The organism is Mycobacterium sp. E1747 (genome assembly GCF_001667775.1).
Lineage (GTDB): Bacteria > Actinomycetota > Actinomycetes > Mycobacteriales > Mycobacteriaceae > Mycobacterium.
This window is the reverse complement of record NZ_LZJI01000137.1, coordinates 1-19,560: the sequence shown is the minus strand read 5'-3', so window position 1 is coordinate 19,560 and position 19,560 is coordinate 1. Positions and strand designations below refer to the sequence as shown.

Annotated in this window: 13 protein-coding genes, 1 pseudogene and 1 riboswitch; of the genes and pseudogenes, 7 read left to right on the top strand and 7 right to left on the bottom strand. The window is 66.6% G+C overall.

The features are described 5' to 3' along the window. A partial coding sequence (locus tag A5695_RS13480) for an NADH:flavin oxidoreductase (RefSeq protein WP_068082414.1) occupies window positions 1-876 on the bottom strand: 876 nt, incomplete at its 3' end. Window positions 877-915: 39 nt separating this feature from the next. Here A5695_RS13480 and A5695_RS13475 point away from each other — a divergent pair. Then, entirely contained in the window at window positions 916-1,761 is an 846-nt protein-coding gene (locus tag A5695_RS13475; RefSeq protein ID WP_068082409.1) for a bifunctional methylenetetrahydrofolate dehydrogenase/methenyltetrahydrofolate cyclohydrolase, read from the top strand. Then, complete coding sequence (locus tag A5695_RS13470) at window positions 1,758-2,039, top strand: DUF3017 domain-containing protein (protein WP_068082406.1); 282 nt, start codon at window positions 1,758-1,760, stop codon at window positions 2,037-2,039. Before A5695_RS13475 ends, A5695_RS13470 begins: the two co-directional genes overlap by 4 nt. 6 nt (window positions 2,040-2,045) lie before the next feature. On the opposite strand, the gene A5695_RS13465 is transcribed toward A5695_RS13470, so the two are convergent. After that, window positions 2,046-2,522 carry a DUF732 domain-containing protein gene (locus A5695_RS13465; protein ID WP_068082404.1) on the bottom strand — a complete coding sequence of 159 codons (477 nt, stop codon included), beginning with the start codon at window positions 2,520-2,522 and terminating at the stop codon, window positions 2,046-2,048. A gap of 295 nt (window positions 2,523-2,817) precedes the next feature. On the opposite strand from A5695_RS13465, the gene A5695_RS13460 reads away from it, so the two are divergent. Then, window positions 2,818-4,248: an FAD-binding oxidoreductase gene (locus tag A5695_RS13460; RefSeq protein WP_068082402.1), complete on the top strand. Its 1,431-nt coding sequence runs from the start codon at window positions 2,818-2,820 to the stop codon at window positions 4,246-4,248. Window positions 4,249-4,251: 3 nt separating this feature from the next. On the opposite strand, the gene A5695_RS13455 is transcribed toward A5695_RS13460, so the two are convergent. Beyond that, complete coding sequence (locus A5695_RS13455) at window positions 4,252-5,547, bottom strand: PPE domain-containing protein (RefSeq protein WP_068082397.1); 1,296 nt, start codon at window positions 5,545-5,547, stop codon at window positions 4,252-4,254. A gap of 180 nt (window positions 5,548-5,727) precedes the next feature. Further along, window positions 5,728-7,554 (bottom strand): NAD-binding protein, encoded by a 1,827-nt coding sequence (locus A5695_RS13450; RefSeq protein WP_082946058.1) that lies wholly within the window; start codon window positions 7,552-7,554, stop codon window positions 5,728-5,730. A 704-nt stretch (window positions 7,555-8,258) separates the two neighbouring features. Here A5695_RS13450 and A5695_RS13445 point away from each other — a divergent pair. Then, window positions 8,259-10,190 (top strand): annotated as a pseudogene (locus A5695_RS13445) (APC family permease); the annotation flags it as partial. Window positions 10,191-10,236: 46 nt separating this feature from the next. Beyond that, complete coding sequence (locus tag A5695_RS13440) at window positions 10,237-12,228, top strand: APC family permease (protein ID WP_082946057.1); 1,992 nt, start codon at window positions 10,237-10,239, stop codon at window positions 12,226-12,228. A 67-nt stretch (window positions 12,229-12,295) separates the two neighbouring features. On the opposite strand, the gene A5695_RS13435 is transcribed toward A5695_RS13440, so the two are convergent. The 3 genes from A5695_RS13435 to A5695_RS13425 are packed head-to-tail and all read right to left on the bottom strand — an operon-like array spanning window position 12,296 to window position 15,551. Continuing rightward, window positions 12,296-13,030, bottom strand: coding sequence for a class I SAM-dependent methyltransferase (locus tag A5695_RS13435; RefSeq protein WP_068082412.1), 735 nt, complete (start codon window positions 13,028-13,030; stop codon window positions 12,296-12,298). Then, window positions 13,027-14,160: a homoserine O-acetyltransferase gene (locus A5695_RS13430; RefSeq protein WP_068082394.1), complete on the bottom strand. Its 1,134-nt coding sequence runs from the start codon at window positions 14,158-14,160 to the stop codon at window positions 13,027-13,029. Before A5695_RS13430 ends, A5695_RS13435 begins: the two co-directional genes overlap by 4 nt. Before the next feature lie 11 nt (window positions 14,161-14,171). After that, a complete protein-coding gene (locus tag A5695_RS13425) occupies window positions 14,172-15,551 on the bottom strand; it encodes a bifunctional o-acetylhomoserine/o-acetylserine sulfhydrylase (protein ID WP_068082391.1) in 1,380 nt (459 codons plus the stop codon). Between the two features lie 147 nt (window positions 15,552-15,698). Continuing rightward, window positions 15,699-15,815: riboswitch (SAM riboswitch) on the bottom strand. 147 nt (window positions 15,816-15,962) lie between these two features. Between A5695_RS13425 and A5695_RS13420 the strand changes: the two genes are divergently transcribed. Together A5695_RS13420 and A5695_RS13415 are read left to right on the top strand one after the other, a co-directional pair. Next, entirely contained in the window at window positions 15,963-18,200 is a 2,238-nt protein-coding gene (locus A5695_RS13420; RefSeq protein WP_068082385.1) for an NADP-dependent isocitrate dehydrogenase, read from the top strand. Between the two features lie 33 nt (window positions 18,201-18,233). Continuing rightward, window positions 18,234-19,460 (top strand): NADP-dependent isocitrate dehydrogenase, encoded by a 1,227-nt coding sequence (locus A5695_RS13415; RefSeq protein WP_068082382.1) that lies wholly within the window; start codon window positions 18,234-18,236, stop codon window positions 19,458-19,460. Window positions 19,461-19,560: the final 100 nt, after the last annotated feature.

The window sequence follows — 19,560 nt, the reverse complement described above, 5'->3', positions numbered from 1 at the left end:
CATGCGCATGCCCCAACTGAGCGGCGGCTTGAACGCCGCGGCGAACTCCTTGAGCGGTGCGTCACCGTGGAAGAGGTACATCGGGTTCACCAGCGAGCTGCCCGCGGTGAGTTCGATCGCGTCCAGCCCGCCGTCGTCCTGCAGCCACTTGGCGGTGGTCAGCGATTCCTCGGTGGAGATGCCGCCGCGGACACCGTCGGTCATGTTGAGCTTTGCGGTGACCGCGATCGGCGTGCCCTCCCTTTCCACCGCGCGGCGCACGGCCATGACGATGCCGCGGGCCACCTTCGCCCGGTTTTCCAGCGATCCGCCGAACTCATCGGCGCGGCGGTTGATCAGCGGGGACAGGAACGCGCTCGCCAAGTAGTTGTGGCCCAAGTGGATTTCGACCGCGTCGAAGCCGGCCTCGATGGCCAGCCGCGCCGCGTTGGCGTGGCCCTCGATGACGTCGTTGATGTCGTCACGGCTCGCCTTTTTGGCGAACCGCATCCCGATCGGATTGAAAAATCGCACCGGGGCCAGCGCCTTGGCCTTGTTGGATTTGGCGTTGGCGACGGGACCGGCGTGGCCGATCTGCGCGCTCACCGCCGCGCCCTCGGCGTGGATCGCGTCGGTGAGCCGCCGGAATCCCGGCACCGCCTCCGGGCGCAACCAGATGCCGTTTCCCTCGGTGCGGCCGCCGGGGGAGATGGCGCAATAGGCGACGGTCGTCATGCCCACGCCACCCGCGGCGGGCAGGCGGTGGTATTCGATCAGGTCGTCGGTCACCAAGGTGTCGGGCGTGCGGGCCTCGAAGGTCGCCGATTTGATGGTGCGGTTGCGCACGGTGATCGGGCCGAGCTTGGCCGGGCTGAACACGTCCGGAGGGGTAGACATATCGGGAGCCTAATCCGACGTCATGCCAGACTGTCAGGCGTGGGCGCAATCACACTGGACGGCAAGGCCACCCGGGACGAGATCTTCGTCGACCTCAAACAACGGGTCGCCGCCCTGACCGCATCGGGCCGCACTCCCGGGCTGGGCACCATCCTGGTCGGCGACGATCCCGGTTCGCAGGCCTACGTTCGGGGCAAGCACGCGGACTGCGCCAAGGTCGGGATCACGTCGATCCGCCGGGACTTGCCCGCCGACATCAGCACCGCGACGCTGGAAGAAACCATCGACGAGCTGAACGCCAACCCCGAGTGCACCGGGTACATCGTGCAGTTGCCACTGCCGAAGCATCTAGACGAGAACGCGGCGCTGGAGCGTGTCGACCCGAACAAGGACGCGGACGGACTGCACCCGACGAATCTGGGCCGGCTGGTGCTCAGCGTGCCGGCGCCGCTGCCATGTACCGCCCGCGGGATCGTGCACCTGCTGCGGCGCTACGACGTCGAGATCGCCGGGGCGCATGTGGTGATCATCGGCCGCGGGGTGACGGTCGGCCGCCCGCTGGGGCTGCTGCTGACCCGCCGGTCCGAGAACGCCACGGTGACGTTGTGCCACACCGGGACTCGCGATCTGGCCGCGCACACCAGGCAGGCGGACATCGTGGTGGCGGCCGTCGGGGTCCCGCACATGCTGACCGCCGACATGGTGCGTCCGGGCGCCGCGGTCGTCGACGTGGGCGTCAGCCGCACCGAGAACGGGTTGGTCGGCGACGTGCACCCCGACGTCTGGGAGGTCGCCGGACACGTGTCGCCGAACCCCGGCGGTGTCGGCCCGTTGACCCGGGCCTTCCTGCTGAGCAACGTCGTCGAGCTCGCCGAACGGGCATGAGCGCGCGGTCGGTCGTCAGGGCCCAATGGCCAATCCTGCTGGTCGGCTTGACTTTCGCCACCGCCCTCGCGCTGGTGGGGGCCAACTTCTGGCGCCGCGGTTCGCTGCTGATCGGTATCGGCGTCGGCCTGGCGGCCGCGCTGCGGCTGGTGCTCCCCGACGAGCGGTCCGGCCTTCTGGCGGTGCGCAGCAAGGGAATTGACCTCGTGACCACCGCGACGGTCGCCGCGGCGATGGTCTACATCGCGTGGACCATCGACCCGCTGGGCACCGGTTAGCACCGGTTAGATACCCGGCACCGCCGGAATCTGCCGCGGCAGCCCGGGCAGTTGCCCGCCCATTCCGGGCAGCTGTCCCGCCATGCCGGGCAGCGCAGGCACGCTCAGATTGCCGTTGGCCAGGTTCGCCATCTGCTCCGGGCAGTAGGTCTGTATCGCGATCGTGGTGAACATCCGCGCCATGGCGGGTGACATGCCGCGGCCGGAGACGCTGGACGCCGCCGCGGCGAAGTTACCGCCCGGCTGGGACAGCATCGGGCAGATGGACTGGCCAACCGACATCGCGTTTCCGGGTTCGCCGAAGTCGATGCCGGCGTGGTTGAGCGCGTCGATGAAGTTGTCATCGGGGTTGTCCGCGCGCACCGGCGCGGCGAACGCCGAAGCCGCGGTGAGCAGGGCGGCGGCCGCGGCCAGCAGACGAACGGTCAGAGGCTGGTTCCGAAACAGCCAGATCCAGCGGTTTGTTCGTGCCAGTGCCTTCATGCGGCCTCCCCCTCGGTCGTGGAGTGCGCCGGATGCACTCGAATCACGTTGTGAACTCTGAGCTATCACTGTCACGTTTGCGACACGGTGGGGTAAAGGTTCGCACAAATAAGCGTTTTGCGGGCCGGCGGCGGCCGCGGCGTCGATTATTGGGCCGCCCGAATCGTCAAGTTGTCTCGGCGGATCGATTCCACACTGTGATCTGACACGGGCACCAGTGCCGCGCTTTTGCGTGCGAAATGTTTCAGAATCTCCGCACATGACGACTAATCGCAGCCGTCCCCTGGACCCGTCCTTGCAGCGCGGCATCTCGCGCCAGGCGTTTCTCCGCAGCGCCGTCGGAATGTTAGCCACCGGCGCCGTTTTGGGCACCGCCCGCGCGGCGGCCGACCCTCCGACCGGCTGGGGCGGCCTGGCGTCGTCCATCGGCGGCAGCGTCGTCCTGCCCGCCAACAGCGGCCAATTCTCCACCAGCAAAAAGGTTTTCAATTCGTTCTATGACAGCTCCACCCCCGCCGCGGTGGTGACGGTGTCGTCACAGGCCGATGTGCAGAAGGCGATCGCGTTCGCGACGGCCAACAACCTCAAGATCGCTCCCCGAGGCGGTGGCCATTCCTACGTGGGTGCCTCCGCCGCGAACGGCACCATGGTGCTCGATCTGCGTGGGCTTCCCGGTGGCGCCAACTTCGACGGCAACAACCTCACCGTGACCCCCGCGACCACGCTGTACGCCATTCACCAGGCATTGACCGGTGCCGGGCGCGCGATACCCAGCGGCACCTGCCCGACCGTCGGCGTCGCGGGGCTCGCGCTCGGTGGCGGCATCGGGCCCGATGCCAGGCACGCGGGCCTGACGTGCGACGCGCTGCAGTCGGCCACGGTGGTGTTGCCCAGCGGTGACGTGGTGACGGCCTCCGCCAACGACAATCCGGATCTGTTCTGGGCGCTCCGGGGAGGCGGCGGCGGCAATTTCGGCGTGACGACGTCGATGACGTTCTCCACCTTCGCCACCTCCGACAGCGACGTCGTGCGGCTCGACTTCCCGCCCGCGTCCGCCACGCAGGTGCTCGTCGGCTGGCAGTCCTGGCTCAACGGTGCGGACCGAAACACCTGGGGCATCGTGGATCTCATGATCGGCTCCGCCCCGAACTGCCACGTGCTGGCGACCTGCCCCGCGGGCGCGGGGTCCAGCGTGGCCGACGCGATCAAGTCCGCGGTGGGGGTGGCGCCGACCGCGGTCTCGAACAAGACGATGAACCGCACGGATCTGGTGATGTTCCTGGCCGGCGGCAGTTCCAACCCCCCGGCGCGCTCGTTCGTGGCGGGCTCGGACGTCATCGGCCCGGTGGATTCGGTTGCGGCGCATGCCATCGCCACCGCGATCGGGCAGTGGCCCGCCGGCGCAGGCCAGGCGTCGGTGCTCGTGGACCCCCTCGGTGGTGCCGTCGCGGACGTGGCCGCGGGCGACACCGCGTTCCCGTGGCGCAATCAGTCGGCTGTCCTGCAGTGGTACGTCGAACCGTCGGGCAGCCAGGTCGCGGCGGCGAACACCTGGCTGAGCGCCGCGCACCAAGCGGTGCAACAAATCTCGGTGGGGGGATACGTCAACTACCTGGAGGCCAACGCCGCCCCGGCGCGTTACTTCGGCTCGAACCTGTCACGGCTGACAACCGTCCGACAAAAGTACGATCCGAACCGGATCATGTTCTCCGGGCTGAACTTCTAAGAGTCAGCGGCCGAGCAGCCGATTCCTCTGCTCGATGTATTCCTCCTCGGAGATCAGCCCCTCGTCGCGTAGCCGGGCGAACTCGCGTATCTCGGCGGCGATACCGGTCACCACGGTGCGCGGCTCATCCTCCGCCGGGCGGTCTTCGGCCGCTTCGCGGCTAGTGGATTGGCGGCCAACCGGTTCCGCGCCCAAGGGCACTCGAGTGCGGTTGCCGACGGCGTCCCGGATGGACCGCCCGGCCGTGCCGGCCAGGGCCAACTCGCCGAACGTGCTTTCCAAACTCGGGGCCGCCGGAACGGCGGCACTGGCGGGTGCGGCCGGCAGCGCCAACGCGATCGGGCGCACCGCCGGCGTGCCCGCCGCCCAGGTGGGCGGGACCGAAAGCCCACCGATCGAGTCGGACTCACCGAGTCCGGCGGACACCGTCCTGGACAGCATGGCCGGTGTGGTCGCCGGATCGGGCGGCGTCACCGTCCTGACTATCGATAGGGGCGCGCCGTTCGCATCCCAGTCGCTGACGATGTCGTCGGTGTGCAAACCGGTTCCCGCGCCGACCAGGTCGATGGGCATCGACACGGCGCCTAACGGGGCCAACGGGGCGTCGATCCCGTAGGCGATCGCGTCCGCGCCCACGTTGATCAGGTCCAGCGGCGAGTTCACGCCCAGCGCGGACGCCGCGCCGCCCGCCGCATCGGTCGCCGAGGCAGCTGACCCGGCGGGCAGTTCGGCGGCTTGGCTCAGTGTGCTGGCCTGCGTGGCCGATCCGGCCGGGTTGGTGTTCTGCTGCGGCGGTGTGAAGGGCGCCAGCTGCGTCGCCGCCGTCGCCGACGCCGCGTAGCCGTACATCGCGACCGCATCCTGCGCCCACATCTCGCCGTACTGGGCCTCGGTGGCCGCAATGGCAGGTGTGTTCTGCCCCAACAGATTCGTCGCGACCAGCGCTGCGAGTTGGCTGCGGTTCGCCGCTACCGCCGGCGGCGGCACCGTCGCGGCAAAGGCGGCTTCATAGGCGGCGGCGGCCGCGATGGCCTGCGTGGCGGTCTGTTCCGCCTGCGCTGCGGTGCCGCTCAACCACGACACGTACGCATTGGCCGCGGCGGCCATCATCACCGATGACGGCCCCAGCCACGGCCCGGCGGTCAGACCGGAGACCACCGATTCATACGAACTTGCCGCGGAATGGAGCTCCGCGGCAATCGATTCCCATGCTTGCGCGGAGGCGAGCATTGGTCCCGATCCCGGACCGGCGTACATCAACCCGGAGTTGACTTCCGGTGGTAACGTCGCGAAATCCATTGCTGCAGTCCCTATTCAGCCGATCGGGCGCTGCGTGCGCCCGATGGGATCCTGCGAGTCATGGACGACAAGGCCCTTCCCCCTAGATGACTTGCTGGTCAAAGCGCGGCGGTGCATGCGTCGCGCGGTTGCCGTTGGGCGTGTGTGCGGCCCACCTGGTCAAGGAACGTTGTGCTGTGGTCACTGGCTGGCTATACCGCGCGCTCCTCTGATCGGTTCCAGTCGACGAACGTTGTCTTCAGCCATTGCTCGGTCGTCGCAACCACATTCACGATCGGCCGGTGAATCGTCCGTGAGCGGCTGGGCGGCGGGGCGCCCCTTGCGCAGGGTGGCGATGAGTTCTCGGTACGGGCCGACCAGGTAGACGGTGTCACCGGCGCTGAGTCGGGCGTCGCGGCGCGGGTGCAGCCGAACCGGTGCGTCCTCCCGGGTAATCGCGATGACGCGGGTCTGCGTCGAGACTTCGAACATCTGTAACCCGTCGAGCTCGCTTCCCGCCTGCACGTACATTCCGCCGATCAGAAACGATCGGTTCCCGACCGAGAACGTCCCCAAGACATGGAGTCCCATCGCTGCGCCGATAAACCAGGGCGCCGCGAGTTCGACTGTCGACCGAACGTTTTCGAACCCGAACCGCTGAGCGACCGCAGCCCCCAGATCGTGGTCGTACACCCGCAGCACGAGCGGCATCTTGCTCCACCGATTGCCGACGAGCGCCGGCTCGGAGCCGAGCATCTCGCGGACCACGATTCCCGTCTCGATGTTGACCATGTCGTCGCGGGTCAAGACCGCGACCGCGCGGGCGGTGTCCACCCGGGCGGCCTCCATCGTCTGGCGTAACGTCGCGTCCCCGAAGATGACCGGCACGTCGAGGTCGGCCGCCGTCGACAGGAACGGGTTGTTCGGGTCGCGCTCGATCACCGCGACCTCGAAACCGGCCTCGGTGAGGTCGGTTAGGACCCGGACCCCCAGCGCGCTCAACCCGACCACGATGATGTGGTTGCGCAGGTGGCGCGCCCGCGGGCGCGCGGACAGCGCGAGGAATCTCCGGGACAGCAACACATCGGCGATGAAGGCGACTAGGAGTGCGGTGGTGGTCACGCCGGCCAACATCAGCACCGCGGCGTAGAGCCGCAGCCATGTCGGTTGTTTGGCGAAGCTGAAGTCACCGTATCCCGTGGTGGTGATCGTCTCGTTGGTGAAGTAGAACGCGTCGGTCCAGGACATGCCCGGGTGGGTGTAGGAGAAGTGCAGCAGCATCGTCGAGCCGATCACCAGGAAGGTCAGGGCGACGATCACGGGATAGAACGCGGGGTTGACTTCGTTGGGCAGGGCGCGCACCGCGTAGAGGACCCGGCGCAATCGCGATTGGCGCGACCGCGTCCGCGGATTAGTTGGGACCTTCACGCCACAGGCGGCGGCCTCCTCGGTGGTGCCGATCATCGCCGTCCAGTCGCCCGCGCTGACCCGCAAATCGCGCCCCGGGCATACCACGACCTCACCGGGATTGTCGGCGGTCTCGCTGTGCACCATCGCGACGGGGGCGAGGTCGCCATAGATTTCCCGCAGGGACGCGTCGAACGGCGCCTCGGCGCCGAAGACGACGAACTCGATGCCTGCCACTTCGAACGGATGGGTGGTGCGGGCCAGGCACGCCTCGACGACCGCGGCACCCGCCAGGTCCGCGACGCCCAGGATCGAATTGGGTCCTTCGTCGGCGGCCACCGCCTCACGCAGCACGTCGTTGGCTATCCGCGCCACCACGCGGATATTTGGGTTGGCCTTTCGCGCCAGCAGGGCGATCTCCAGGTTCGTCGCGTCGTCGTCTCCGGCGCACACGACGGCGGACGCCACGGCGACGCCCGCTCTGGCGAGCTCGGTCTTGACCCGGGCACCCGCGAGTTCTGAATCGAGGAGCCGGGCGACGCTCGCGCCCGCCCTCTTCAGCTCATCGACGATTGTCGACGCGAGCGCGTCATCACCGCTGACGATGATGCACTGGCCCATGAGGTCCTGCCCCTCCGCGAAACACTGCCACCCCTCCGGTGATAGTTGACCTGGATTGATTTCTCCACGAGTCCGGTGGCGTAGAGACGCGAAACCCGTGGGGTGCAAGCACTTAATTCGCTAGGCGGGCGCCGCGCGCTACTCCAAGGAAATGGAGATCGAATTCGATGCTAACAGACAGATTCCGGATAAGGCGTGCGCTGACCAGTGCGCTGGCCGTCGATGGTCGCGGACGTGGTCGTCTGAATGGGCTGGAGCGCAACATAATCCAATTTATACAAACCCCACTTGTGTCAAATGGTATAAAGGTAGTGTGCCGATCGGCACCCGGAATCGTTGCTGTGCAAGCGCGTTGAATTTCCTGTGGGACTACTGGTGAAGTAGCTCGGACGACCCGCATATCGCGGAAACCCCTTAATCGTTATCGCGCAACGGGTTTCGGAGAGGCCGGTGGATACTGAAAAAGCTCTAATAGTGCGCTCTTATTACCAAGGGTGATGTCTGTGTTACATCCAGGTCACCCGCTGGGAGTGTCCTGGCAGTTCTTCTGACAATTTCCTGTGGTTATCCCCGACGGCTGAATAGTGCGGGGCGACAAATGCAATTGCGGCATATACGCTTTCGGCGGGCTGGACGGCTGGAAGCGCTTATCGTCATGTCCAATTGACCATAGGGGGAAAGGGATAGGTTCTGTGGCAACACCTTTGGCTGAGCGACCGAGCGCCGTCGATCACAAGGCATGGTCTTCGTTCTCCGACGTCTGCAAACGTGGCCTGCTCGGTAAGCCCTTGATCAACTCACAGCTCGAGCACGAGAAGCTGTCCAATCCGGTCGCGCTCGGCGTGCTCTCACCCGACGCGATCTCATCCACCGCCTATGGCTCTGAGCAGATCATGATCGAGCTGTTGCCGGCGGCCGGGATGGCCGCCTTCGCCCTGTTGCTTCCGATTACCGGGGTTATCCTCTTGATCCTGGTGCTGGTCGCGGCGTCGTATCGCCAGGTCGTGATGGTCTATACGCGGTCCGGCGGCTCCTACGTTGTCGCGCGCGAGAATTTCGGCCCCCGGGTGGCCCAGGTCGCGGCCGCCGCCCTGCTGATCGACTACGTCGTCACCGTCGCGGTGCAATGCGCGGCCGGGACAGTAGCGGTCGCCTCGGCGATACCGGTGCTCGGACCCTACAGCCTCGAGATCACCGTCGGCATGGTGCTGTTGATGTGCTTTGCCAACCTGCGCGGATTGCGGGAAGCCGGTGCGCGTTTCGCGTTGCCCACCTACGCCTTCGTGGCCATGGTGTCGTTGACCATCGTCGTCGGTGTCATCCGTGAACTCTGCGGCAACCTGCCGATCTACGATCCCCAGCACATCGCCGGAGCCGTGCTGGTGCACCAGGGGAGCGGGCTGGTGATGGGCGCATCCCTGCTGATCGTGTTGCGGGCGTTCGCCAATGGCGGCTCGTCGCTGACCGGGGTGGAAGCCATCTCGAACACGGTCACCACCTTCCGTAAGCCCGAAGGGATCAACGCCCGCCGGGTGATGACGATCATGGCCTGCGTCCTCGCCTTCCTGCTGGCGGGCGTGGCCTGGCTGACGCACGTGACCCACGCCGTCCCGTACTCCGACGGGTACCCCTCGATGCTGTCCGAGATCGCCCGGGCGGTCTTCGGCCACGGGGCGATCGGCAACGTCTTGTACATCCTGGTGCAGGCGTCGACCGCGGCGATCCTGTACACGGGCGGCAACACCAGCTTCAACGGCTTCCCCGCGCTCGCCAATTTCGTTGCCGGGGACCGCTTTCTGCCGCGGCCGTTGATGAAGCGCGGCCATCGGCTGGTCTTCTCCAACGGCATCATTGCCCTGACCACGCTGTCGGTCGCGCTGCTGATCATCACCGGCGGCTCGGTTGACGCGTTGGTCCCGTTCTATGCCATCGGTGTGTTCACCGGATTCTCGATGGCCGGCTACGGCATGAGCAAACACTATCTGCGGCAACGCGAGCCCGGCTGGCGGCGCAACGTGCTGATAAACATGTCAGCGGGGATCCTCTCGACTGTGGTGGTGGGAATCTTCGCGGTGGCCAAGTTCACCGAGGGTGCATGGCTCATCGTCGTCGTGTTCCCGCTGCTGGTGCTGGCGTTGATGCGACTCAACCGGCAGTACCGCGCGGAGGCGTCCGTGCTGGAGATGTCTCGCACCGAAAAGCCGATCTTCTCCCGATACACGCGGCACCGGGTGTTCGTCTTCGTGGACTCCGTCGACCTCGCGGAGGTCGAGGCCATGCGGTATGCGAACGGGCTGCACGCCGACGAGCTCACCGTCGTGCACTTCGTGGTCGACTCGGATCACGCCGAGCGGCTGCGGCAACGCTGGGAGGTCTTCGAACACGACACCCCGCTTCGGATGATCGACTGCCCGGATCGCCATCTGAGTCGGGCGGCGCACGAGTTGGTCCTGCAGGTACTCAACGACCACCCCGACACGAAGGCAACCGTCTTGCTGCCCCGCCGGACCTACTCGGCGCTCATCGGCCGGCTGCTGCACGACCGCACCGCGGACAAGATCGCCCGCGCCATCAGCCGCATCCCGGGCGCTGCCGCGCAGATCGTGCCCTACGACATCGAGTCCCGCATCGCCGAGGTCACCCGCGCGGGATGAGGTTATCTGGTTTGAAGAAAGGGAAGCCGTGACGCAACCGAGTGGCGCAATACCGCTCTCCTTTACCGACAAGTGCAAGCGGCTTTTCCTCGGAGAGCCGCTGACCACCGACCAACTGGACGCGGAGAGGCTGCCCAACCCCGTTGCTCTTGGCGCGCTTTCGCCGGACGCGATCTCCTCGACGGCGTACGGCACCGAGCAGATCATGATCGAACTGCTGCCGGCGGCCGGGATGGCGGCGTTCGCGTTGGTACTGCCGATCACCGGCGTCATCCTGGTCATCCTTGCGCTGGTGTCCGCGTCGTACCGTCAGGTCGTCATGGTCTACACGCGGGCCGGCGGGTCTTACACGGTCGCGCGGGAGAACTTCGGACCCCGGGTGGCGCAGGTCGCGGCGGCGGCCTTGCTGATCGACTACGTCGTCACCGTGGCGGTACAGCCGGCGGCCGCGACGGTGGCGGTGGTCTCGGCGATTCCGGCACTGCGGCCCTATCACCTGGAGATCACCCTGGCCGCGGTGGTGTTGATCTGCCTGGCGAACCTGCGCGGGCTACGGCGCTCCGGCCGCATCTTCGCGATGACAACCTACGCCTTCGTCGGGATGATCACCGTGACGATCCTGACCGGATTCGTCCGCGAAATGTTCTGGGGATTGCCCCGATACGATCCACAGCACATCGTCGGTGCCGTGCCCGTCCATCAGGGCGGTGGACTGGTCATGGGCGCGTCCATCCTGATCCTGTTGCGCGCGTTCGCCAATGGTGGCACCTCGTTGACGGGCGTCGAGGCGGTGTCCAACACCGTCAACGTCTTTCAGAAGCCCGAGGGCCCCAACGCCCGTCGCGTGCTGACGTGGATGGCGTGCATCCTCGGGTTCTTGCTCGTGGGTGTGGCGTGGTTGACGCACGTCACTCACGCCGCGCCCTATCTCGACGAGTATCCGTCGATGTTGTCCGAGATCGCCCGGGCGGTGTTCGGTCACGGCGTGATCGGCAACGTCTTGTATTTCGGTGTGCAGGCGTCGACCGCGGCGATCCTGTTCACCGGTTGTAACACCAGCTTCAACGGCTTCCCCGCGTTGGCCAGTTTCGTTGCCGAAGACCGGTTTCTGCCGCGTCCTCTCACCAAACGCGGCCACCGCCTGGTGTTCTCCAACGGGATCTTCGTGCTGACCGCGCTGGCCATGTTGCTGCTGCTCGTCACCGAGGCCAAGGTGAGCGCGCTGGTGCCGTTCTTCGCGATCGGGGTGTTCACCGCCTTCGCGATGACCGGCTACGGGATGGCCAAGCACAACGCGACCAAGCGGGGGCCGGGCTGGCGAATCAGGCTGGTGGTCAACCTGTCGGCGGGGATCCTGTCGACCACCGTGGTCGGCATCTTCGTGGTGGCCAAATTCACCGAGGGTGCCTGGCTCATCGTCGTCATCTTCCCGCTGTTGGTGCTCGCCCTGATGCGCCTCAACCGGAAGTACCGCGACGAGGCATCGGTGCTGGCGATGTCGCGCACGGAGGATCTCGACCTGGCTCGGCACCCGCGCCTGCAGGTGCTGGTGTTCGTCGACACCATCGACCTGGCCGAGATCGAGGCGATGCGACTCGCGTATGGGCTACACGCCGACGAGCTCACCGCAGTGCACTTCGTGATCGACGTCGACCACGCCGTCCGGCTCCGGGAGCGCTGGGATCGCTTCGAACATGACACCACCCTGTGGCTGATCAACTGCCCGGATCGCCATTTGGGCCGCGCCGCACACGAATTGGTGCTGCGAGTGCTCAAGGACCACCCGGACACCAGGGTGACGGTGCTGTTGCCGCGCCGAACCTACTCGCCGCTGCTGGGCCGGCTACTGCACGACCGCACGGCCGACAAGATGGCCCGCACCGTCAGCCGCATCCGGGGAGCGACGGCCATCATCGTCCCGTACGACATCGAGTCGCGGATCGGCCGCGCCGAGCCCAACGGCTTTGAGGTCGACGGCGCGGAGGTGGCGACGCCGATATCGAGCCTGGTAGGCGACTGATCCGAAATCGTTTGCGCGAATATGTATTTTCGGGCTTTGTCGCCCGCATCTCGACGGCGGCCAACCCCTACCCGGCCAGTGTCGCCCGGATGCACTCGGTGACGTAGGGGAGCGCGAGCCCCGTCGAATTCGCCAGCGCCGGATGGGTGGCCAGCAACTCACGTACTTGGTCCAGGGTTCTGGTGCGGACCTCGGTGGGCGACGTGATGCAGTAGCTGCGCGAGGCGACCAAGTCGATCAGCGCTTGCGGCGTAAGGTAATTCGTCCACTCGACCTGGTGGCGCTCCGGCTCGCTGAACGACTCGGAGAGCGTGACATCGAAGCGGCCGCGGTCGCCGTCGGAACCGATGATCTCGCCCAGCTCCCGCACCCAGCCCAACCGCTCGTCACGAGTGTTCCACACCAGGCCCAGCCGTCCGCCCGGCCGCAGCACGCGGGCCACCTCGGGGATGGCGCGTTCGGGATCCACCCAGTGCCACGCCTGCGCGACCAAAACAACGTCAACGCTGTTGTCCGGCAGAGGAATCCCTTCGGCGGTGCCGAGCAGTGCGCGGGTCTCCGGCAGGGAGCTGCGCAACACCTCCAGCATGTCGGGAATCGGGTCGACGGCCACGACGTCCAGCCCGCGTTCCACCAGCCGGGTGGTCAGCTTGCCGGTGCCCGCACCCAGGTCCAGCACCTGCCGCGCACCGCGCGGCAGCAGCCAGTCGATGGCCTCCGGGGGATAGGACGGGCGTCCCCGCTCATAGGCCGCCGCCGCCGAACCGAACGACAGGGAGCGGTCGTGGCGAGAGCGGGTCACCGCCGACACGTGCCTTCGGTCTCGCCCGCGGCCAGATCCAGCGTCTTGCGAATCAGCTCGCCGACCGCCTCGGATTCCACCAGGAAGCCGTCGTGTCCGCAGATCGACTCGACGACCTGCAGGCCGTCGCAGCCCGGCAGCAGCTCGGCCAGCTCCTCCTGCAACCGCAACGGGTAGAGCCGGTCGGAGGTGATGCCGCCGACCACGGCCGGCACCGGGCAACCGGTCAGGGCCTTGTGCACCCCGCCGCGGCCGCGGCCGACGTCGTGGCTGTTCAGCGCCTCGGTGAGGGTCACGTAGCTGCCCGCGTCAAAGCGGGCCAACAGCTTGTCGCCCTGATGCTCCAGGTAGCTCTGCACGGCGTAGCGGCTGTCCGCGCCACCCTGCTTGTCGTTGCCGAACCGGGCGTCGAGCTCCGTTTCCCCCCGATAGGTCAGGTGGGCGAAGCGGCGGGCGACGGTCAGGCCGGTGTCCGGGGTGCGGCCGGTGTCGTGATAGTCGCCGCCCTGCCAGTTCGGGTCCGCCTTGATGGCCGCGATCTGCGTGGTCTGGGTGCCGATCTGGTCCGCGGTCGCGCGCGCGCCGACCGCCAGCAGCAGCCCGGCCCGCACCCGGCTCGGGTGACCCACCATCCACTCCAAAGCCCGTGCGCCGCCCATAGACCCACCAACAACCGCGGCAACCTCGTTGATTCCCAGCGCGGCCAGTGCGGCGATATCGGCCTCCACCTGGTCGCGCACGGTGATCAGCGGAAACCTTGAGCCCCAGGGCTTTCCATCACGGGCCAGCGAACTGGGCCCGGTGGAGCCGCGGCAACCGCCCAACACGTTGGTGGCCACCGCGCACCAGCGGTCGGTGTCGATCGGCGCGCCCGGACCGGCCACCCCGTCCCACCAGCCGCCGGTGGGATGACCGGGTCCGGCGGGCCCGGTGATGTGCGAGTCGCCGGTCAGCGCGTGCAGCACCACCACCACGTTGTCGCGAGTCGGCGACAGCTCGCCCCAGCGCTGGACGGCGATGCACACGTCGTCGATCACCGCGCCGCTCTCGGTGGTCAGCGAGCCGATGTGCACCAGGCCGATCTCGCCTTCGGCGGGCAGCGCCTGGGTGGGAACGTCGGAGATCGTCATGCCCGGGCCCTTTAGAACGCCGCCACGGCCTGCGGGTCGGCGCCGGAGGTTTCGGCGTTCGCACCGTACTTGCGGGCTGCCGCGAAACCGAGCTCCAGGTCGGCCAGGATGTCGTCGATGCCCTCGATCCCGACGGCCAGCCGCACCAGCCCCGGCGTGACGCCGGTCGCCAGCTGCTCCTGCGGGCTCAGTTGGGCGTGCGTGGTGGACGCCGGGTGGATCACCAACGAGCGCACGTCGCCGATGTTGGCGACGTGGCTGTGCAGCTTCAGCGCGTTCACGAACGCCTTGCCGGCCTCGACGCCGCCGGCCAGCTCGAAGGCCAGCACGGCGCCGGTTCCCTTGGGTGCCAGCTTCTTCGCCCGCTCGTGCCACGGCGAGCTGGGCAGGCCCGCGTAGTTCACCGACAGCACGCCGTCGTGACCCTCGAGAAATTCGGCGACCCGTTGGGCGTTGGCGACGTGCCGCTCGACGCGCAGGCTCAGGGTCTCGATGCCCTGGGCGACCAGGAACGCATTGAACGGCGAGGCGGCCGAGCCGAGGTCGCGCAGCAACTGCACGCGCGCCTTGAGCGCGTACGCCGGCGGGCCGAGCTCGGCGAACACCACGCCGTGGTAGCTCGGGTCCGGCGTGGTGAAGCCGGGGAAGCGGCCCTGCGTCCAGTCGAACGTGCCGCCGTCGACGATGACGCCGGCGATCGCCGAGCCGTGCCCGCCGAGGTACTTGGTCGCCGAATGCACCACGATGTCGGCGCCGTGCGAAAACGGCTGGATCAGATATGGCGTGGCGATGGTGTTGTCGACGATCAGCGGGATCCCGTTGGAGTGGGCGACCCCGGCCACCCCGGGGATGTCCAGCAGGTCGATCTGCGGGTTGGAGATCGTCTCGCCGAAGAACGCCTTGGTGTTGGGTCGCACCGCGGCCTGCCAGGAGTCCAGATCGTCGGGGTCGTCGACGAAGCTGACCTCGATGCCGAGCTTGGCCAGCGAGTAGTGGAACAGGTTGTACGTGCCGCCGTAGAGCCGCGGGCTGGAGACGATGTGATCTCCGGCACACGCGAGGTTCAGGATCGCGAAGGTCTCCGCGGCCTGCCCGGAGCTCAGGAAGAGCGCGGCCACCCCACCCTCGAGGGCGGCGATGCGCTGCTCGACGACGTCGGTGGTCGGGTTGCCGATCCGGGTGTAGATGTTGCCCGGCACCTCGAGCCCGAACAGGGCGGCGGCGTGGGTGGTGTCGTCGAACGTGTAGGACGTGGTCTGGTAGATCGGCAGGGCGCGGGCGTTGGTGGCGGCGTCCGGGTGCTGACCGGCGTGCACCTGCCTGGTCTCAAACGACCAGCTCGCGGCCGGATCGGTGTCGTCGTTGCTGGTGGCGCTGTTGTCGGGGCTCACGTGGGTTGGCTTTCTGCTTCGAATTGGCGAATCGGGTATCGGGGTTGCGGGTTAGCAGCGAAACACGAGTCGACACATGAGCCGATCCGAAGGAGCTGGATATGTGCACATCACGCCTTCCCCTCTAGTCAGGGGTCCGTTATGGCGGACCCGCGCTTGCCGCGCAGCCTGTGGCTACTAGACCTGGTCATCACCCGGGGCACCCCACCGCGGTTGGAGGGTTGCCGGCCAGCAAGCCGGGGCTTGATGCTGGCGCTCATGACCAATACGAAGATTAGCTTACTGTGCCGACCGGATGCCAATGGCAGGTCGACACCTGCCCAAACGCCCTTGATAACGTGACACGAAGAACGCTGAGCCCCCCAAAGATTTGACCGATATTCGAGGATTTTGACGCCGGGAAGAGGGAACGTGAGCGCCGAACAGCCGACCGTCATCTACACACTGACCGACGAGGCGCCGTTGCTGGCGACCTACGCGTTCCTGCCGATCGTGCGCGCCTTCGCCGAGCCGGCGGGCATCAAGATCAAGACCAGTGACATCTCCGTGGCCGCCCGGATCCTCGCCGAGTTTCCCGAGGATCTGACCGAAGAGCAGCGGGCTCCGGACAACCTGGGCGAGCTGGGCAAGCTGACGAAGCAACCCGACACCAACATCATCAAGCTGCCGAACATCAGCGCCTCGGTGCCCCAGCTGATCGCCGCCGTCAAGGAGCTGCAGGGCAAGGGATACAAGATCCCGGACTTTCCCCAGAGCCCGAAGACCGACGAGGACTCCGAAATCCGCGCCCGCTACGGCAAGTGCCTGGGCAGTGCGGTCAACCCCGTTCTGCGGCAAGGCAACTCGGATCGACGCGCGCCCAAGGCCGTCAAGGAGTACGCGCGCAAGCACCCGCACAGCATGGGGGAGTGGTCGCCGGCCTCGCGCACTCACGTCGCCACCATGCGGCACGGCGACTTCTATCACGGCGAGAAGTCGATGACGCTGGACCGCGCCCGCAACGTGAAGATGGTGCTCGAGACCAAGAGCGGCGAGACCCTGGTGCTCAAGCCCAAGGTCGAGCTGCGCGACGGCGACATCATCGACTCCATGTTCATGAGCAAGAAGGCCCTGGTCGAGTTCTACGAGGAACAGATGCAGGACGCCTACGAGACCGGCGTGATGTTCTCGCTGCACGTCAAGGCGACGATGATGAAGGTCTCGCACCCGATCGTGTTCGGCCATGCCGTCAAGGTCTTCTACAAGGACGCCTTCGCCAAGCACCAAAAGCTCTTCGACGAACTCGGCGTCGACGTCAACAACGGGTTGGTCGATCTCTACAACAAGATCGAGTCGCTGCCCGCCTCGCTGCACGAGGAGGTCATCCGCGACCTGCACGCCTGCCACGAGCACCGCCCGGAGCTGGCGATGGTCGATTCGGCCAAGGGCATCACCAACTTTCATTCGCCCAGCGACGTGATCGTGGATGCGTCGATGCCGGCGATGATCCGCGCGGGCGGCAAGATGTGGGGCGCCGACGGGCGGCAGAAGGACACCAAGGCCGTCAACCCCGAGTCGACGTTCTCCCGCATTTACCAAGAGATCATCAACTTCTGCAAGACCCATGGCCAGTTCGATCCGACGACGATGGGCACCGTCCCCAACGTGGGCCTGATGGCGCAGCAGGCCGAGGAGTATGGCTCGCACGACAAGACTTTCGAGATCCCCGAAGACGGCGTCGCGAACATCGTCGACCTCGACAGCGGGGAAGTCTTGCTCACCCAGAACGTGGAGGAGGGCGACATCTGGCGGATGCCGATCGTCACCGACGAGGCGATCCGGGACTGGGTCAAGCTGGCCGTCACCCGCACGCGCAACTCGGGCATGCCGGTGGTGTTCTGGCTGGACCAGGAGCGCCCGCACGAGAGCGAACTGCGCAAGAAGGTGAACGCCTACCTGGCCGAACTCGACACCGAGGGCCTCGACATCTCGATCATGTCGCAGGAACGCGCCATGCGGCACACGATCGAGCGCGCGATGCGCGGGCAGGACACCATCGCCGCGACCGGGAACATCCTGCGCGACTACCTCACCGACCTGTTCCCGATTTTGGAGCTGGGCACCAGCGCCAAGATGCTGTCCATCGTGCCGTTGATGGCCGGCGGCGGCATGTACGAAACCGGGGCGGGCGGTTCGGCGCCCAAGCACGTCCACCAGCTGCTCGAGGAGAACCACCTGCGCTGGGATTCCCTCGGTGAATTCCTCGCTCTGGGAGCGTGTTTCGAAGACATCGGCATCAAGACCGACAACGAGCGCGCCAAGATCCTGGGCAAGACGCTGGACGCGGCGATCGGCAAGCTGCTGGAGAACAACAAGAGCCCGTCGCGCAAGGCGGGGGAGCTCGACAACCGCGGCAGCCAGTTCTACCTGGCGCTGTACTGGGCGGCCGAACTCGCGCAGTCCGACGACGAGGAGCTGCGCAAGCACTTCGCCCCGCTGGCCGACGAGTTGAGCCGCAACGAGGACACCATCGTGGCCGAACTCGCCAAGGCGCAGGGCGAGACCGTCGACATCGGTGGGTACTACTACCCGGACAGCGAGAAGACGACGGCAGTGATGCGGCCGAGCAAGACGTTCAATGAAGCGCTAGAAGCTTCGCAAAGCGCGTAAGCATCACGGGCCGCGAGATAGGAAGTTGACCCGATGTCCACCGACAAGATCAAGGTCAAGGGCCCGATCGTAGAGCTCGACGGTGACGAGATGACCCGCGTCATCTGGAAGTTCATCAAAGACCTGCTGATCTTGCCGCACCTGGATATCCACCTGGACTACTACGACCTCGGCATCGAGAACCGCGACCGCACCAACGACCAGGTGACCATCGACGCCGCGTACGCCATCAAGAGGCACGGCGTGGGCGTCAAGTGCGCGACGATCACCCCCGATGAGGCCCGCGTCTCCGAGTTCAACCTGAAGAAGATGTGGCTGTCGCCCAACGGCACGATCCGGAACATCCTGGGCGGCACCATCTTTCGCGAGCCCATCGTGATCTCCAACGTGCCGCGCCTGGTGCCGGGGTGGACCAAGCCGATCGTGATCGGCCGGCACGCCTTCGGTGACCAGTACCGGGCGACCAACTTCAAGGTCGACAAGCCCGGCACCGTGTCGATCACGTTCACGCCGTCGGACGGCAGCGAGCCGATGGTGCACGAGGTGGTGTCCATCCCCGAGGACGGCGGTGTCGTGATGGGGATGTACAACTTCAAGGAATCCGTCCGGGATTTCGCCCGCGCCTCGCTGGCCTACGGCCTCAACGCCAAGTGGCCGGTGTACCTGTCCACCAAGAACACCATCCTCAAGGCCTACGACGGCATGTTCAAGGACGAGTTCCAGCGCATCTACGACGAGGAGTTCAAGGACAAGTTCGAGGCCGAGGGGCTGACCTACGAGCACCGGCTGATCGACGACATGGTGGCCGCCTGCCTCAAGTGGGAGGGCGGCTACGTGTGGGCCTGCAAGAACTACGACGGTGACGTCCAGTCCGACCTCGTCGCGCAGGGCTACGGCTCGCTGGGGTTGATGACGTCGGTGCTGATGACCGCCGACGGCAAGACGGTCGAGGCCGAGGCCGCGCACGGCACCGTCACCCGGCATTTCCGCCAGTACCAGGCCGGCAAGCCGACCTCGACCAACCCGATTGCCTCGATCTTCGCCTGGACGCGAGGGCTGCAGCACCGCGGCAAGCTCGACGACACCCCCGAGGTGATCGAGTTCGCGCAGACGCTCGAGGACGTGGTGGTCTCGACGGTCGAGAGCGGGAAGATGACCAAGGACCTGGCCATCCTCATCGGACCCGACCAGAAGTGGCAGCAAAGCGAGGAGTTCCTCAACTCGATCGCCGAAAACCTGGAAAAGAAGCTGGTCAGCTAGCCGAGGGGTTGGCGCCCCGGCTCGCCGCGGTGCATTCGTCGAGGAACTTGATGATCAGCTCGGCGACGCGCTCCGGCGCCTCGAACATCGGGATGTGCCC

Coding starts and splice junctions, on each gene's coding strand:
- A5695_RS13450 (WP_082946058.1), bottom strand. CDS start 7,554: ATGGGCCAGTGCATCATCGTCAGCGGTGATGACGCGCTCGCGTCGACA.
- A5695_RS13455 (WP_068082397.1), bottom strand. CDS start 5,547: ATGGATTTCGCGACGTTACCACCGGAAGTCAACTCCGGGTTGATGTAC.
- A5695_RS13470 (WP_068082406.1), top strand. CDS start 1,758: ATGAGCGCGCGGTCGGTCGTCAGGGCCCAATGGCCAATCCTGCTGGTC.
- A5695_RS13415 (WP_068082382.1), top strand. CDS start 18,234: ATGTCCACCGACAAGATCAAGGTCAAGGGCCCGATCGTAGAGCTCGAC.
- A5695_RS13465 (WP_068082404.1), bottom strand. CDS start 2,522: ATGAAGGCACTGGCACGAACAAACCGCTGGATCTGGCTGTTTCGGAAC.
- A5695_RS13430 (WP_068082394.1), bottom strand. CDS start 14,160: ATGACGATCTCCGACGTTCCCACCCAGGCGCTGCCCGCCGAAGGCGAG.